At 63.9% G+C, this 14,928-nt stretch carries 16 protein-coding genes; 5 read left to right on the top strand and 11 right to left on the bottom strand.

The window, feature by feature from the left end:
* Positions 1-4: 4 nt before the first annotated feature.
* Positions 5-1,288: a cystathionine gamma-synthase family protein gene (locus EN786_RS09075; protein ID WP_127311039.1), complete on the bottom strand. Its 1,284-nt coding sequence runs from the start codon at positions 1,286-1,288 to the stop codon at positions 5-7.
* Positions 1,289-1,411: 123 nt separating this feature from the next.
* On the opposite strand from EN786_RS09075, the gene EN786_RS09070 reads away from it, so the two are divergent.
* Complete coding sequence (locus EN786_RS09070) at positions 1,412-1,870, top strand: Lrp/AsnC family transcriptional regulator (protein WP_126093047.1); 459 nt, start codon at positions 1,412-1,414, stop codon at positions 1,868-1,870.
* 40 nt (positions 1,871-1,910) lie between these two features.
* On the opposite strand, the gene EN786_RS09065 is transcribed toward EN786_RS09070, so the two are convergent.
* From EN786_RS09065 to EN786_RS09050, 4 genes are all read right to left on the bottom strand, one after another.
* Positions 1,911-2,882: an ABC transporter substrate-binding protein gene (locus tag EN786_RS09065; RefSeq protein WP_126053856.1), complete on the bottom strand. Its 972-nt coding sequence runs from the start codon at positions 2,880-2,882 to the stop codon at positions 1,911-1,913.
* Positions 2,883-2,923: 41 nt separating this feature from the next.
* Positions 2,924-4,078 carry an ABC transporter permease gene (locus EN786_RS09060; RefSeq protein ID WP_127283269.1) on the bottom strand — a complete coding sequence of 385 codons (1,155 nt, stop codon included), beginning with the start codon at positions 4,076-4,078 and terminating at the stop codon, positions 2,924-2,926.
* Positions 4,075-4,953 carry an ABC transporter permease gene (locus EN786_RS09055; protein ID WP_127311869.1) on the bottom strand — a complete coding sequence of 293 codons (879 nt, stop codon included), beginning with the start codon at positions 4,951-4,953 and terminating at the stop codon, positions 4,075-4,077. Before EN786_RS09055 ends, EN786_RS09060 begins: the two co-directional genes overlap by 4 nt.
* 168 nt (positions 4,954-5,121) lie before the next feature.
* On the bottom strand, positions 5,122-5,913 hold the full coding sequence (locus EN786_RS09050) for an ABC transporter ATP-binding protein (protein ID WP_127311868.1): 792 nt from the start codon (positions 5,911-5,913) through the stop codon (positions 5,122-5,124).
* Positions 5,914-6,043: 130 nt separating this feature from the next.
* Here EN786_RS09050 and EN786_RS09045 point away from each other — a divergent pair, with 130 nt between their 5' ends.
* Complete coding sequence (locus EN786_RS09045) at positions 6,044-6,448, top strand: cupin domain-containing protein (protein ID WP_127311867.1); 405 nt, start codon at positions 6,044-6,046, stop codon at positions 6,446-6,448.
* Positions 6,449-6,528: 80 nt separating this feature from the next.
* Here EN786_RS09045 and EN786_RS09040 read toward each other — a convergent pair whose 3' ends face one another.
* The 5 genes from EN786_RS09040 to EN786_RS09020 all read right to left on the bottom strand — a co-directional run bounded on the left by EN786_RS09040 (position 6,529) and on the right by EN786_RS09020 (position 11,469).
* Positions 6,529-6,906: a hypothetical protein gene (locus tag EN786_RS09040; protein ID WP_189340688.1), complete on the bottom strand. Its 378-nt coding sequence runs from the start codon at positions 6,904-6,906 to the stop codon at positions 6,529-6,531.
* 2 nt (positions 6,907-6,908) lie between these two features.
* Positions 6,909-8,360, bottom strand: coding sequence for a dihydropyrimidinase (gene hydA / locus EN786_RS09035; protein ID WP_135908239.1), 1,452 nt, complete (start codon positions 8,358-8,360; stop codon positions 6,909-6,911).
* Positions 8,361-8,423: 63 nt separating this feature from the next.
* On the bottom strand, positions 8,424-8,816 hold the full coding sequence (locus EN786_RS09030; RefSeq protein WP_127311436.1) for a hypothetical protein: 393 nt from the start codon (positions 8,814-8,816) through the stop codon (positions 8,424-8,426).
* A gap of 3 nt (positions 8,817-8,819) precedes the next feature.
* The gene (locus tag EN786_RS09025) at positions 8,820-10,070 is read right to left on the bottom strand and encodes a Zn-dependent hydrolase (protein WP_127311435.1); all 1,251 of its coding nucleotides are present in this window, start codon (positions 10,068-10,070) and stop codon (positions 8,820-8,822) included.
* 70 nt (positions 10,071-10,140) lie between these two features.
* Entirely contained in the window at positions 10,141-11,469 is a 1,329-nt protein-coding gene (locus EN786_RS09020; protein WP_127283263.1) for an aspartate aminotransferase family protein, read from the bottom strand.
* Between the two features lie 254 nt (positions 11,470-11,723).
* Here EN786_RS09020 and EN786_RS09015 point away from each other — a divergent pair, with 254 nt between their 5' ends.
* Positions 11,724-12,353 (top strand): TetR family transcriptional regulator C-terminal domain-containing protein, encoded by a 630-nt coding sequence (locus EN786_RS09015; protein ID WP_127311434.1) that lies wholly within the window; start codon positions 11,724-11,726, stop codon positions 12,351-12,353.
* A gap of 13 nt (positions 12,354-12,366) precedes the next feature.
* Here EN786_RS09015 and EN786_RS09010 read toward each other — a convergent pair whose 3' ends face one another.
* Entirely contained in the window at positions 12,367-13,239 is an 873-nt protein-coding gene (locus EN786_RS09010; protein WP_127311433.1) for a helix-turn-helix transcriptional regulator, read from the bottom strand.
* Between the two features lie 103 nt (positions 13,240-13,342).
* On the opposite strand from EN786_RS09010, the gene EN786_RS09005 reads away from it, so the two are divergent.
* Together EN786_RS09005 and EN786_RS09000 are read left to right on the top strand one after the other, a co-directional pair.
* Positions 13,343-14,188, top strand: a complete 846-nt coding sequence (locus EN786_RS09005) for an SDR family NAD(P)-dependent oxidoreductase (RefSeq protein ID WP_135908237.1) — start codon at positions 13,343-13,345, stop codon at positions 14,186-14,188.
* Entirely contained in the window at positions 14,185-14,907 is a 723-nt protein-coding gene (locus tag EN786_RS09000; protein ID WP_135908234.1) for an SDR family oxidoreductase, read from the top strand. Before EN786_RS09005 ends, EN786_RS09000 begins: the two co-directional genes overlap by 4 nt.
* The last annotated feature ends 21 nt before the right edge of the window (positions 14,908-14,928 follow it).

Raw genomic sequence — 14,928 nt, 5'->3', positions numbered from 1 at the left:
GTGATCAGACGGCTGCCAACGCCTGCGTCAGATCGGCGATCAGGTCGTCCGGATGCTCGACGCCGATCGACAGCCTCACCGTGGTTTCGAGCACGCCGATGCGCTGGCGCACTTCGAAGGGGATACCCGAATGGGTCATGGCCGCCGGGTGGCTGGCGAGCGATTCCGTTCCGCCGAGGCTTACCGCCAGCTTGAAGATCTGCAGGGCGTTGAGAAAGGCGAACGCCGCCTTCTGCCCGCCGCGAATGTCGAAGGAGAAGGTCGAGCCGGCGCCACTGCACTGCGCGCGATAGGTGCGGCCCGAAGGCGTGTCCTCGCCCAGGAACGGCAGATAATGCACCTTCTCGACCTTGGCATGGTCGCGCAGGAATTCGGCGACCAGGCGCGCATTGTCGTTTGCGCGTTCCATGCGGATCGACAGCGTCTCCAGCGAGCGGCCGAGCATCCAGCAGGAATGCGGGTCGAGCTGCGTGCCGATCGCGCCGCGCAGCGCCTTGATCGGCTTGGTGACCGCCTTGCTGCCCATCGCGGCGCCGGCGATCAGATCGGAATGGCCGCCGACATATTTGGTCAGCGAATAGACGGAGACATCGGCGCCGTGTTCGATCGGCCGCTGGAACACCGGACCCAGCAGCGTGTTGTCGCAGACGATGATCGGCTTCGTCCCTTGCCTGGCGCCGATTTCGTCGGCGATCCTGCGCATCAGCGCGATGTCGACAAGGCTGTTGGTCGGATTTGACGGCGTCTCGATCAGGATGACCGACACCCGGCCCTTGGCCGTGGCTGTATCGGCAGCCGCGCGAACCGCCGCCTCGTCGACGCCGTCCGCGAAGCCGACAGCCTCTATGCCGAAGCCGGCGAGCGTGCGCGTCAGGAGCGTCTCGGTGCCGCCATAGAGCGGCTGCGAATGCAGGATGACGTCACCCGGGCGGGCATAGGCGAGAAGTGTAGTCGCGATCGCCGACATGCCGGACGAGAACAGGATGCAGGCGTCCGTGCCCTCGTAGACCGCCAGCCGGTCCTCGACGATCTCGCTGTTGGGATGGTTGAAGCGCGAATAGACCAGACCCGAAGCCGTGCCGCTCGGAGGTTCCTTGCGACCGGAGGTGTAGTCGAAGAAGTCGCGCCCCTCTTCCGCCGACTTGAACACGAAGGTCGAGGTGAGGAACACCGGCGGCTTGACGGCGCCCTCCGAGAGCTGCGGATCGAAGCCATAGCTCAGCATCAGCGTCTCCGGATGGAGCTTGTGGTTGCCGATGTGGGTTTTCGACGGGCGCGGCGCGGTCATGGCTATTTCCTGCTTTTCGAGGAGTGTTGCCTCGCAATTTATGCCATCCCCATCATGCAGTCCTTGCTATTTTTGGGCTCCCATGGCTGCGTTGTCGCAATGAATTGCCTGGAGAGCCAAAAAGTGCAGCAGAAGATAGCCGACGATTTCGACCGCAAGATCCTGCGTGAACTGCAAGCCGACGCCCGCATCACCAACAACGAGCTTGCCGAGCGGATCGGGTTGTCGCCGTCGCCCTGCCTGAGGCGCGTGCGGCGTCTGGAGGAAGCCGGCGTCATCAGAGGCTATACCGCCCTGGTCGATCCGGCCGCCTTCGGCTGGGGCATGGTCGCCATCGCCACCATCCGGCTCAGCCGCCAGAACGAGGACGAGATCGTCATGTTCGAGGAAGCGATCCGCGGCTGGGAAGAGGTGCTTGAATGCCACCTCGTCACCGGTTCGCGCGACTATGTGCTGAAGGTGGTGGCAGGAAGCCTCGAGCAGTACGAGCGCTTCATCAAGGAAAAGATCGCGCGGCTGAAATGCGTCGCCTCGATCGAGACCAGCTTCGTCATGAACACCATAAAGGAACGGCGCCTCTGAGGCGCCGTTCTCGAGATCGGGATGTTACCGTTCAGCCGACCTACTTGATCGCCTTGTCGGTGATCGCCGTGGTGTACGCGCCTTCCGGCTGCTTGGTGATGATCTTCTGGTCGAGCAGCGCCTTGGCGGTGCGCTCATAGGCTTCCGGAATCAGCTTGCCATCGGCATTGTCGATCAGCTTGGCGACTTCGCCCATCATCCGCTTCTGGTGGTTCTCGTCCTGGCCGCCATTGTCCATGACGATGCCGGCTGCCTCGTCGGAGTTGTCCACGGCATATTTCCAGCCCTTCATCGAAGCGCGCACGAAACGCACCATCTTGTCCTCGAAGGCCGGATCCTTGAGCTTGTCTCCCAACGCATAGAGCCCGTCTTCGAGCAAATCGTTGCCCATGGCCGAGTAGTTGAACACGGTGAGCTGTTCCGGCTTGTAGCCGGCGTCGATCAGCTGCCAGTATTCGTTATAGGTCATGACCGAGATGCAGTCCGCCTGCTTCTGGATCAGCGGCTGCACGTCGAAGCTCTGCTTCAGCACGGTGACGCCGTCCGGGCCGCCCTCAGTCTTGAGGCCGAGCTTGTTCATCCAGGCGTAGAACGGATACTCGTTGCCGAAGAACCAGACGCCGAGCGTGTGGCCCTTGAAGTCGGCTTCGGTCTTGATCGGGCCATCCTTCGGGCAGACCAGCTCCATGCCGGCCTTCTTGAACGGCTGGGCGATGTTGACCAGCGGCACGCCCTTCTCGCGCGCGGCAAGCGCGCCGCCCATCCAGTCGACGATGACGTCGGCGCCGCCGCCGGCGATCACCTGCTCGGGAGCGATATCGGGGCCGCCGGGCTTGATGTCGACGTCGAGGCCCTCGGCTTCGTAGAAGCCCTTGGCCTTGGCGACATAGTAGCCGGCGAACTGGGCCTGCGTGACCCACTTCAGCTGCAGCGTCACCTTGTCGGCGGCCATCGCCTGGAAAGCGGCCAGCGACATCGCGCCGGCCAGGACAGGAATAATCAGTCTTTTCATGTTTTTACCCTCTGAAGTTAGCACCCTTAAACCCACCGCCCCTATCCACCACGGACAGAGGGATGCCAAAACGTGACGGCTCTTTCGACAAGAGCGACCACGCCATAAAAGACCGAACCCGCCAGTGCTGCAACTGCGATTTCGGCCCAGACCATGTCGATGTTCATCCGCCCGACCTCGGTCGAAATGCGGAATCCCATGCCGACGACGGGCGTGCCGAAGAACTCCGCGACGATGGCGCCGATCAGCGCCAGCGTCGAGTTGATCTTCAGCGCGTTGAAGATGAAGGGAGCGGCGGCCGGCAACCTGAGCTTGATGAGCGTCGGCCAATAGCCCGACGCATAGGTGCGCATCAGGTCGCGCTCCATGTGGCCGGAAGCGGCAAGCCCGGCGACCGTGTTCACCAGCATCGGGAAGAAGGTCATGATGATGACGACCGCCGCCTTTGACTGCCAGTCGAAGCCGAACCACATCACCATGATCGGCGCCACGCCGATGATCGGCAGCGCCGAGACCATGTTGCCGATCGGCAAGAGCCCGCGCCTGAGGAACGGCACGCGGTCGGCCGCGATCGCCGCGAGGAAGCCGGCGCCGCTGCCGACGACATAGCCGAAGATCACCGCCTTGAAGATGGTCTGCCGGACATCGGCGCCGAGTACCGGCAGCGAACCGGCGATGCGCGCGCCGATGGCGCTTGGCGGCGGCAACAGGATGAAGGGAATGCCGGCTCCCCGGGTCACCGCTTCCCAGATGATCAGGATCCAGGCGCCGAAGATCGCCGGGATAATCAGCCGCAGGGCGGTCCGCACCCAGTTCGCCACCGGGCGCAGCGAAGACAGCACCGCCACGCAGCGCCATCCCAGCAGCCAGGCCGCGGCGAGCAGCAGGAAGAATGGCGCCAGCGCCGTGCCTTCATAGCCGTTTATGCCCGTGATCAGCAGCCAGGCGGCGAGATGCGCGCCGATGAAAAGCACCAGGGCTTCGACGATCGTGGTCAGCCTGGCCATCGAGGCAAGAGCTGCCAGCAGCAGCAGGCCGAACATCAGCCCCTTCGTCGCAAGGTAGGGATAGTCGAAAGACGCTTCAGGTTGCGCCAGCGCCGCCGCTTCCGGCTTCGACATCGCGCCGAGGGCCAAGGCGATCAGGCATAGCAGGATCGCCAGCAGCCCTTGCCAGGATGGTTTGAGCCAACTCATGCCGGCCTCCCGCCCATGGCGCGGTCGACGAGGCGGCCGGCAACGCCGACCACCATCACCAGAAGTGCTGCCACGACCGAGCCGGCGACCAGCGCCGACCAGATGTCGATGGACTGGCTGTAGTAGGCGCCGGAAAGCAGCTTGGCGCCGATGCCGGCGACAGCGCCGGTCGGCAGCTCGCCGACGATGGCGCCGACCAGGCTTGCCGCCACCGCGACTTTCATCGAGGTGAACAGGAACGGCACCGATGCCGGCACCCTCAGCTTCCAGAAGGTCTGCGCGCGGCTGGCATTGTAGGTATGCATCAGGTCGAGATGCATGAGCTCCGGCGAGCGCAGCCCCTTCACCATGCCCACGGTCACCGGGAAGAAAGACAGGTAGGTCGAGATCAGCGCTTTGGGGATCAGCCCAGTGATGCCGACCGCCGCCAGCACCACGATGATCATCGGCGCAACGGCCAGGATCGGAATCGTCTGCGAGGCAATGACCCACGGCATCAGGCTGCGATCGAGCGTCGCCACATGCACGATGCCGACGGCAATGACGATGCCGAGCGCGGTGCCGAAGGCAAAGCCGAGCAGCGTCGAGGACAGCGTCACCCAGGCGTTGTAGACCAGGCTGCGGTTCGAGGTGATTGACCGCAGGAAGGTGTTCTCGAAGAAATTCATCGCCACCTGATGCGGCGCCGGCAGCGTCGGCTTCGGCTGCGACAGCGTCTTGCCGATGAATTCGGCGGTGCCGGGCGTCTCGTTGGCGCGTTGGTCGAGATCGCGCTGGAACGGCGCGTTGAGGACGACGGCGAAGACGTACCAGGCGACCACCACGGCCGCGAGGATGGTTGTGACGGGGATGATTTTCGAGCGGAAGGAGTCCATCAGCGCTGCCCCTCTCCTCTCCCCACCAGGGAGAGGGTGGCCGGAGCGAAGCGAAGGCCGGGTGCCTTCCTCTTCGCGTGGTTGGCCGCTCCCTTCACGCACGCCGCATCGCGGGCGCTCCGCCCTGGGATGACGAAGGCGCGGGCAGGCGCTCGCTCCTGACGGCGGTCAATCATCATAGCTGTGCCCTGCCCGGAGGCCGTCGCGCACGCGCGCGGCGATCGCCAGGAATTCCGGCGTCTCGCGGATGTCGAGCGGCCGCTTTCGCGGCAGGGTCGATTCGATGACGTCGCTGACGCGGCCCGGCCGCGGCGACATGACGACGATGCGGGTCGACAGATAGACCGCCTCGGGGATCGAATGGGTGACGAAGCAGATCGTCTTGTTGGTCCGCTCCCACAATTCCAGAAGCTGTTCGTTCAAATGGTCGCGCACGATCTCGTCGAGCGCGCCGAACGGTTCGTCCATCAGGAGCAAATCGGCGTCGAAAGCGAGCGCACGGGCGATCGAGGCGCGCTGCTGCATGCCGCCGGAAAGCTGCCAGGGATATTTCTTCTCGAAGCCGGCGAGGTTGACCAGTTCCAGCGTGCGCTTGATGCGCTCCGCCTGCTCTGCCTTGGACAGGCCGATGATCTCCAGCGGCAGCGCCACATTGCGCTCGATCGTGCGCCACGGGAAAAGGGCGGCTGCCTGGAAGACATAGCCATAGGCGCGTTTCTCGCGCGCCTGCTCCGGCGTCATGCCGTTGACCGAGATCGCTCCCGAGGTTGGCTTCTCCAGGTCGGCGATGACCCTGAGCAAGGTCGTCTTGCCGCAGCCGGACGGGCCGATGAAGGAGACGAATTCGCCCTTGCCGATGGTGAGGTCGACATTGGACAGCGCCTGCACCGGACCGTCATTGGTCTGGAAGGTGAGGCCAAGCTTGCTTGCCGAAACGACGGCTGGCGACTGTCCGGTCATTGGCTGGCGCCTGCCCGTTCCCGTGCCTGCGGCGCCGGCTGGATTCCGATTGCTTTTATCGCGACGTTGTTTTCCACTCACCCTGCCCCATTGGCCTTGTCCCGCCAGCCCGACGCCCGGAGTTTCCCCGATGTCGCTCAAACCGACTTGTCATCTTATCCGCCCCGAAAGCACTTATGAAGGCAAGCAGGGTTTGACCTATTTCGCCGGCATTGCCACCGAGTCGGTCGGCTCGTCCGGCATCTGCATGCACGTGCTCACCATGCCGCCTGGCGCCCGCGCCAAGGCGCATATGCATGAGAACCATGAGACGGCGATCTACGTGCTCACCGGCGAGGTCCACACCTGGTATGGCGACCGCCTCGAGCACCACATCGTCGTCAAGGCCGGCGACCTGTTCTATATCCCCGCCGGCGTGCCGCACCTGCCCGCCAATCTGAGCGGCGCGCCCTCTTCGGCGGTCATCGCCCGCACCGACCCCAACGAGCAGGAAAGCGTCGTCCTGCTGCCGGAACTGGATGCGCTGGTTGCCTAAGGCATTTTGCAGCCAAGCGGGATCGCTTGGCGTCGCACAAATGCTGTCTTGCTTCGGAACCGAAGGAAAAACTCCAAGCGTCATTTGCACCGGGAGACTTCTCCCATGACATTGCCGTCCTCGTCGGCGATCACCAGCTTTTTGGCGTTCTTGGCGCTGCGCTTGATGGTGAACTGGGCGGGTGACTCACCCTCCTCGCCTTCCGCCTGGCATTGCGCCTTGACCAGCAGCGAGCCGTCGGCCTGTGCCTTCTTTTCGGTAAAGGTGCAGGCACTCGCCACCGTGACGAATGCCTCGTCGGTCAACAGCAGCATGTCCTCGGCATAGATTTCCTGGCCGTTCTTGTTGATGCAGCCGGATTTGTTGCCATAGGGTTTCGACAGGTCGATCGCAGCCGCGGAAGCCTGACCGGCGACGAGCAGCGCTGCGGCCGCAAACGCAAAATGAGAAACGCGCACGCTCAGACCCCGGTCGCCGGAATGCCGGTGCGTTCCACCTTGCGCGGCGCGCTGATCTCCTTCCAGGTCGACAGCGCCCGGTTGACCGCGGCGTTCGGCTCGCGGGCGACGAATTCGCCATGGCCGACCTTGGCCTTGACCTCCGCCTCCTCGATCGACAATTCGCCGCGCGAGAAGACGAAGCGCGGCAGGCCGGTCACCTCGAAGCCTTCGAACACATTGTAGTCGATCACCGACTGCTGCTTCTTCGAGGTGATCGTCTTCTTGCGCTTCGGATCCCAGACCAGGATGTCGGCGTCCGCGCCTTCGACGATGGCGCCCTTCTTCGGATACATGTTGAGGATCTTGGCAATGTTGGTCGAGGTCACCGCGACGAACTCGTTCATCGTCAGCCGGCCGGTGTTGACGCCGGTGGTCCACAGCACCGGCAGCCGGTCCTCGAGCCCGCCCGTGCCGTTCGGAATCTTGGTGAAGTCGCCGACGCCGTTGCGCTTTTGCTGCGTGGTGAACGAGCAATGGTCGGTCGCCACCACTTGCAGCGATCCGGCCTGCAGGCCGGCCCACAGCGAGTCCTGGTGCAGCTTGTTGCGGAAGGGCGGGCTCATCACGCGGCGCGCGGCGTGGTCCCAGTCCTTGTTGAAATATTCGCTCTCGTCGAGCGTCAGGTGCTGGATCAGCGGCTCGCCGAACACCCGCATCCCCTTCTGGCGCGCCCGGCGGATGGCCTCATGCGCCTGCTCGCAGGAGACATGCACGACATAGAGCGGCACGCCGGCCATGTCGGCGATCATGATGGCGCGGTTGGTCGCCTCGCCTTCCACTTCCGGCGGCCGCGAATAGGCATGCCCCTCGGGGCCGTTGTTGCCGGCGGCGAGCAGCTTCTGCGAAAGGGCTGCAACCACGTCGCCATTCTCGGCATGCACCAGCGGCAGCGCGCCGAGATCGGCGCAGCGCTGGAACGACGCGTACATCTCGTCGTCGTCGACCATCAGCGCGCCCTTGTAGGCCATGAAGTGCTTGAACGAGGTGATGCCCCTGTCGACGACGGTCGCCATCTCGTCGAACACCTGCTTTCCCCACCAGGTGACCGCCATGTGGAATGAATAGTCGCAGGCCGCCTTCGAGGTCTTGTTGTCCCACATCTGCAACGCTTCGAGCAGCGACTGTTTCGGCGCCGGCAGGCAGAAATCGACCACCATCGTCGTTCCGCCGGAAAGTGCCGCGCGGGTGCCGGATTCGAAATCGTCGGCCGAATAGGTGCCCATGAACGGCATTTCGAGATGGGTGTGCGGATCGATGCCGCCCGGCATGACGTAGCAGCCGGTGGCGTCGAACTCATGGTCGCCGTGCAGGTTGGAGCCGATGGCGACGATCTTGCCGTACTGCATCAGCACGTCGGCCTTCCACGTGCGGTCGGCCGTGACGATGGTGCCGTTCCTGATGACTTTGGTCATTTTCATGTTCCCCTTGCTCTGGTGCCAGGGCGCCAGCTCTTTCCGGCGGCTGCCCCAAGACCACTACATTGCTAAATAGCAACCAACTGGATCGCCTCGCACACCAATGGTTGCGTATCCTTCTCCAGTCCGGCCAACCAACAAAAACTCGCGCCGTTGCGGCTGGTAAGCCAACAGGTAGCCGTCTCTATCGTCGGTCACCACTGCGCATCTTTCAACAATAGGCGTTTCGTTGTTCAGATCTTCGATCGTGTCGCGGCGAACAACATCGATCCAGTAAGGCGTCACCAATGCCAAACGAAATCGCGCCAAGTCAGCATCAATACGCTCCTGCGGCACTGGGATACCTACTCGATCTGTTCGATCTCGTACCAGTGCCTGGTAATCGTATGAGTCGATCTCCTTTCGGATGAGAGTTAGCAAGGCGCCGAAATTCACATCGTCCGGGTCGCCCATGGCTCACTCGACAATCCCTGCAGTCTCCACCACCGCATGGAACAAAACGTCGGCGCCGGCGCCGGCCCATTCCTTGGATATCTCCTCAGCCTCGTTGTGGCTGAGCCCGTCGACGCATGGGCACATCACCATGGCGGTCGGGGCAACGCGGTTGATCCAGCAGGCGTCGTGGCCGGCGCCAGAGACGATGTTGCGATGCGAATAGCCCAACCGTTCGGCGGCATCGCGGATCGCCTTGACGCAGTTCTTGTCGAAGGTCACCGGATCGAAATGGCCGACCTGCTCGATCTGGTATTTGATGTCGAGCGCATCGCAGATCGTGTCGATGCCTTCGCGCACGCGCGCGTCCATGGCGTCGAGCACCTCCTTTTCCGGCGAGCGGATGTCGATGGTGAAGACGGTGCGCCCGGCAATGATGTTGCGCGAGTTCGGATAGGCCTGCATGTGGCCGACCGCGCCGACCGCGTCCGGCTGGTAGTCCATGGCGATCTCGTGCACCAGCTCGATCACCCGCGCCATGCCGAGGCCGGCATTGCGTCGCTTCGGCATTGGCGTCGAGCCGGTATGCGCCTCCTTGCCGGTCAGCGTCACCTGCAGCCATTTCAGGCCCTGGCCGTGGGTGACGACCCCGATGTCGATGCCTTCATCTTCAAGAATGGGCCCCTGCTCGATATGCAGTTCGAAGAAGGCGTGGATCTTGCGCTCGCCGACCTTCTCGGCGCCTTTCCAGCCGATGCGCTCCAATTCCTCGCCGAACTTCTTGCCGTCCTTGTCGACATGTTCGTAGACATCGGCCTGGTCGAGCACGCCGGCAAAGACGCCGGACGCCATCATCGCCGGCGCGAAGCGCGCGCCTTCCTCGTTCGTCCAGTTGGTGACGACGATCGGGTGTTTGGTCTTGATGCCGAGATCGTTGAGCGAGCGCACGACTTCCAGCCCGCCGAGCACGCCGAGCACGCCGTCATACTTGCCGCCGGTCGGCTGGGTGTCGAGATGGCTGCCCACATAGACCGGCGGCAGACTGGGATCGGTGCCCTCGCGGCGGGCAAACATGGTGCCCATCTCGTCGAGCCCCATTTCGAGGCCGGCGGCCTCGCACCAGCGCTTGAATAGATGCCGGCCCTCGCCATCCTCGTCGGTCACGGTCTGGCGATTGTTGCCGCCGGCAATGCCGGGGCCAATCTTCGCCATCTCCATGATGGAATCCCACAAACGGTCTGAATTGATTCGCAGATTCTCGCCGGGGGCGGCCATTCAAAGTCCTCTCATTTCAGTACCCGATGGGGCGGCGGTTCCCGACGCCGCCCCACCGGACAAAGCAGGTCTAGTCGATCGACCTCAGCACATCCCGCAGATGGTCGATCAATTCGTTGATCTGGCCCTTGGTGATGATCAGCGGCGGCGACAGTGCGATGATGTCGCCTGTGGTGCGGATCAGCAAGCCGTGCTCGAACGCCTTGACGAAGGCCGAGAAGGCCCGCTTCGTCGGCTGCCCGGCGATCGGCGCCAGTTCGATCGCGCCGATCAGGCCGATGTTCCTGACATCGATGACGTTCGGTTCGCCCTTCAGCGAATGCAGCGCATCTTCCCAGTAGGGCGCCAGTTCTTCGCCGCGGGTCAACAGGCCCTCTTCCTTGTAGGTGTCGAGCGTGCCGAGCGCGGCGGCACAGGCGATCGGATTGCCCGAATAGGTGTAGCCGTGGAAGAACTCGATCATGTGATCGGGTCCGGTCATGAAGGCGTCGTGGATCTCCTTCGTCACGAATACCGCGCCCATCGGGATGACGCCGTTGGAGACGCCCTTGGCGGTCGTCATGATATCAGGCGTCACACCGAAATAGTCGGCGGCGAACGGCGTGCCGAGGCGTCCGAAGCCGGTGATGACCTCGTCGAAGATCAACAGGATGCCGTGCTTGGTGCAGATCTCGCGCAGCTTCTGCAAATAGCCCTTCGGCGGCAGGATGACGCCGGTCGAGCCGGCCACCGGCTCGACGATGACGGCCGCGATGGTCGAGGCGTCGTGCAGCGCGACGATGCGCTCCAGCTCGTTGGCGAGTTCCGCGCCGTGTTCCGGCACGCCCTTCGAGAAGGCGTTCTTTTCCGGCAGATGCGTGTGCGGCATATGGTCGACGCCGCCGAGCAGCGTGCCGAACATCTTGCGGTTGTTGACGATGCCGCCGACCGAGATGCCGCCGAAATTGACGCCGTGATAGCCGCGCTCGCGGCCGATCAGGCGGGTGCGCGAGCCTTCGCCCCTGGCGCGGTGATAGGCGATCGCCATCTTCAGCGCGGTATCGACCGATTCCGAACCCGAATTGGTGAAGAAGACATGGTCCATGCCCTTCGGCGCGATGTCGACCAGGCGGTTCGCCAGCTCGAACACGATCGGGTGGCCCATCTGGAAGGCCGGCGCATAGTCGAGCTCGGCCGCCTGGTGCTGGATCGCCTCGGTGATCTTCGGCCGGCAGTGGCCGGCATTGACGCACCAGAGACCGGCGGTGCCGTCGAGTACCTTGCGGCCGTCGCTGGTCGTGTAATGCATGTCCTTGGCGGACACGAACATGCGAGGCGCTTGCTTGAACTGCCGGTTCGCCGTGAACGGCATCCAGAATGCGCTGAGATCGTTCGGCGTGACTTTCAGCCGGTTGGACATGACCAAGACTTCCCCTTGTAACCTGTTTCGGTGCGGCTAACGCTTGGTCTTCCCAGCACTTGGTCTCAGCTGCGTTTTCGTGCTACGCAAATTTTGACCGATTGGACAAACGTTAGCACCGCCATGTCGGCGGTCAAGGGATTACTAACGGAAATGCCGCATCCGAAGCGCGCTCCACAGGCCAAGGAAAAACTGGTCCAGAGAATTGGTCCAGATGGCGCTCGCGGCGAAGGTTTGCAGGGGTGACGGCCGCCATGGAAGGTTCCGCTCCCCGGCGCACCCGCATCCAGCAGGAAAAGCGCGAGCTGATCCTGGAAGCAGCGCTCGAGGTCTTCTCCACCAACGGTTTTCGCGGCTCGACCATCGACCAGATCGCCGAAGCGGCCGGCATGTCGAAGCCGAACCTGCTCTACTACTTCCGCCGCAAGGAAGACATTCACGAAACGCTGATGGAGCGGCTGCTCGAGACCTGGCTGGCGCCGCTCAGGGAACTCGACGACATCGGCGACCCTCTCACCGAGCTGCGCAGCTACATCAGGCGCAAGCTCGAAATGGCGCGCGATTTCCCGCGCGAAAGCCGGCTCTTCGCCAACGAGATCCTGCAGGGCGCGCCGCGCATCATGCCCCTGCTGGAAGGCGAGCTGAAAACGCTGGTCGACGAGAAGGCCGCCGTCATCAAGGGCTGGATGCGCGCCGGCAAGATCGCCCGCACCGACCCCTGGCACCTGATCTTCTCGATCTGGGCGACGACGCAGCACTATGCCGATTTCGACGTCCAGGTGCGCGCCGTGCTCGGCCCCGACCGCGGCGGCGACGGCCGCTTCGAGGATGCCGCCCGGTTCCTCGAGCAATTGTTCATCGATGGGCTGAAGCCGAAGGGCTGAACGTCGGATGGCGTCAGGCGCTGCGCCGTTCAGGGGGCAGCGCATCGAGCAGCTTTTGCAGCTTGGCGATCGAATTCTGCTCGGCAAGCGGCGTGTAGACGATCAGCCGTATGTCGGAACCGTCATCGATCGACAGGCTCATATGCTCGAACACCATCGCGCCCGCGGTCGGATGCCGGACGTGCTTCACGCCGGTCAGCTTTCGCGCCACGTCGCGCCGCGGCCACCAGTCGCGGAACTCGGGGCTTGAGCGCATCATCAACGCGATCAGCCGGTCGAAATCCGGATCGCCGACATATTTGGCGCTCTCCGCCCGAAACGAAGCCAGCACCACGCGCGCGAGTTCCTCCCAGTCGACCAGCAGGCGCCGATGGTGCGGGCTGGTGAACACCATGTGGACGATGTTGCGGGCGTCGCCCTCCAGCAACCCATAATCGCCGAACACGGCCACCGCCGCCGGATTCCAGGCCAGCACGTCCCAGCGCCGGCCGACGACATAGGCCGGCTGCAGGACGAGACTTTGCAGCATGTGCAACAGCGGATCGTCGACCTTTTCCGGCACCACAATGCGCCGCTCCGGCTGCTGGCGGCCGGCAAGGATGAACAGATGACGCTTCTCGACTGCATCGAGGCGCAACGCCTCCGACAGCGCCGTCAGCACTTCCACCGAGGGACGGACGTCCCTGCCCTGTTCAAGCCAGGTGTACCAGGTCGTGCCGACGCCCGCGATCATCGCTACCTCCTCGCGCCGCAGCCCCGGCGTGCGCCGGCGCGCGCCGCAGGCGATGCCGGCGGTCCCGGGTGAAAGCCTTTCACGGCGCGAGCGCAGGAAGGCGCCAAGCTCACGCCGGCGGCTGTCTTCCGGCGAATGGGAGATCGTATCCATGGGGCTTATTATAGCAGTATTGATACCAGGATAAAGTTTGAACTGTTTGGGATGCGCACCTCGCCCCATCTTGCGTTCAGAGCAAAACATGGAGGCTCTGAACATGGATTTGAAAGACAAGACCGTCCTCATCACCGGATCGACCGACGGCGTCGGCCGCGTCGTCGCGGAGAGGCTCGGCGCAAGCGGCGCCCGCGTGCTGGTGCACGGCCGCGATGAAGGCCGAGGCAAGGCAGTCGCTTCCGCCATCGAGGCCGCGGGCGGCAAGGCCGAGCTTGTCGTCGCCGATCTCTCGTCGCTTGCCGAGGTCAGGCGCCTCGCCGAAGCCGTGCGCGCCAGAACAAACCGGCTCGACATTTTGATCAACAATGCCGGTATCGGCACTGCCGGCGAAGCGTCGAAAAGGCAGGTCAGCGCCGACTGCTACGAGCTGCGCTTCGCCGTCAATTATCTCGCCGGCTTCCTGCTGACCTCGGAGCTGCTGCCGCTGCTCAGGGCGAGCGCGCCGGCGCGCATCGTCAATGTCGCCTCGGCCGGCCAGCAGGCGATCGATTTCGACGACGTCATGCTGACCCAAGGCTACAGCGGCGTGCGCGCCTACTGCCAGAGCAAGCTGGCGCAGATCCTGTTCACCGTCGATCTGGCCGGAGAGCTGAAAGGCAGCGGCGTCACCGTCAACGCGCTGCATCCGGCAAGCTACATGGACACGACCATGGTCCGGCAGGCGGGCGTCACGCCGTGGAGCTCGGTCGAGACCGGCGCCGACGCCATCCTCAACCTTGCGACGTCGCCGGCGATCGAGGGCCGCAGCGGCCTCTATTTCGACGGCCAGCGCGAATCCCGCGCCGACGCCCAGGCCTACGACGAAAAGGCCCGCCGGCAGTTGCACTCATTGAGCCTCGAACTGATCGAGCGCGCCTCAGCCACAACCAGGGAAAAACAGTCATGAGTGAGAAAATCGAGCATTGCGTCATTATCGGCGGCTCATCCGGCATCGGCCTGGCCACGGCAAGGCGGCTGGTCGGTCCCGCCATGAAAGTGACGATCACCGGCCGCAACGAGGACAAGCTCAAGGACGCCTGGAGGACCCTTGGCGGCAGCGTCGGCAAGGCCGCCTTCGACGCGACCAGGCCGGATGAAGTCCGGCATTTCTTCGACGGCCTCGGGCATTTCGATCACCTCGTCCTGGCCGCCAGCGGCGGCAAGGGGCTTGGGCCGTTCGCGACCCTCGACCTCGCCGACATCGGCGGCGGCGTCGACGAAAAGATCCGGCCGCAGCTCTCCTGCCTGCAGGCGGCCCTGCCGACGTTGAGCAAACATGGATCAGCGACCTTCATTTCGGCCGTTTCGGCGCAGCTCGCCGCGCCCGGCATCGCCGGCATCGGCGCCATCAACGGCATGCTTCTGACCGTGGCGCCGATCCTCGCCGTGGAGTTGAAGCCGCTGCGCGTCAATGTCGTCGCTCCGGGTGTCATCGACACGCCGTGGTGGGATTTTCTGCCGGACGACCAGCGGCAAGCGGTCTTTGCCGAATATGCCGGCAAGACGCCCGTCGGCCGTATCGGCCGCGCCGAGGACGTCGCCGACGCGATCGCTTTCCTGGTCTCCAACGGCTTCATGACCGGCCAGGTGCTGACCTGCGACGGTGGCCTGCGATACGCCGCGTGACGGAGACAATCGCAGCCGCGC

This window comes from Mesorhizobium sp. M4B.F.Ca.ET.143.01.1.1 (genome assembly GCF_004792275.1).
In the GTDB taxonomy this organism is placed as follows: Bacteria; Pseudomonadota; Alphaproteobacteria; order Rhizobiales; family Rhizobiaceae; genus Mesorhizobium; species Mesorhizobium abyssinicae.
Note: the sequence above shows the minus strand (reverse complement) of the source record. Positions and strands in the feature narration are given on the sequence as shown.

What these genes read in the sequence shown, in the direction of transcription:
- EN786_RS09010 (WP_127311433.1), bottom strand. Translation starts at nt 13,239, where the DNA reads ATGGATACGATCTCCCATTCGCCGGAAGACAGCCGCCGGCGTGAGCTT.
- EN786_RS09015 (WP_127311434.1), top strand. Translation starts at nt 11,724, where the DNA reads ATGGAAGGTTCCGCTCCCCGGCGCACCCGCATCCAGCAGGAAAAGCGC.
- EN786_RS09020 (WP_127283263.1), bottom strand. Translation starts at nt 11,469, where the DNA reads ATGTCCAACCGGCTGAAAGTCACGCCGAACGATCTCAGCGCATTCTGG.
- EN786_RS09045 (WP_127311867.1), top strand. Translation starts at nt 6,044, where the DNA reads ATGTCGCTCAAACCGACTTGTCATCTTATCCGCCCCGAAAGCACTTAT.
- EN786_RS09055 (WP_127311869.1), bottom strand. Translation starts at nt 4,953, where the DNA reads ATGGACTCCTTCCGCTCGAAAATCATCCCCGTCACAACCATCCTCGCG.
- hydA (WP_135908239.1), bottom strand. Translation starts at nt 8,360, where the DNA reads ATGACCAAAGTCATCAGGAACGGCACCATCGTCACGGCCGACCGCACG.
- EN786_RS09005 (WP_135908237.1), top strand. Translation starts at nt 13,343, where the DNA reads ATGGATTTGAAAGACAAGACCGTCCTCATCACCGGATCGACCGACGGC.
- EN786_RS09060 (WP_127283269.1), bottom strand. Translation starts at nt 4,078, where the DNA reads ATGAGTTGGCTCAAACCATCCTGGCAAGGGCTGCTGGCGATCCTGCTA.
- EN786_RS09000 (WP_135908234.1), top strand. Translation starts at nt 14,185, where the DNA reads ATGAGTGAGAAAATCGAGCATTGCGTCATTATCGGCGGCTCATCCGGC.
- EN786_RS09050 (WP_127311868.1), bottom strand. Translation starts at nt 5,913, where the DNA reads ATGACCGGACAGTCGCCAGCCGTCGTTTCGGCAAGCAAGCTTGGCCTC.
- EN786_RS09030 (WP_127311436.1), bottom strand. Translation starts at nt 8,816, where the DNA reads ATGGGCGACCCGGACGATGTGAATTTCGGCGCCTTGCTAACTCTCATC.
- EN786_RS09075 (WP_127311039.1), bottom strand. Translation starts at nt 1,288, where the DNA reads ATGACCGCGCCGCGCCCGTCGAAAACCCACATCGGCAACCACAAGCTC.
- EN786_RS09065 (WP_126053856.1), bottom strand. Translation starts at nt 2,882, where the DNA reads ATGAAAAGACTGATTATTCCTGTCCTGGCCGGCGCGATGTCGCTGGCC.
- EN786_RS09025 (WP_127311435.1), bottom strand. Translation starts at nt 10,070, where the DNA reads ATGGCCGCCCCCGGCGAGAATCTGCGAATCAATTCAGACCGTTTGTGG.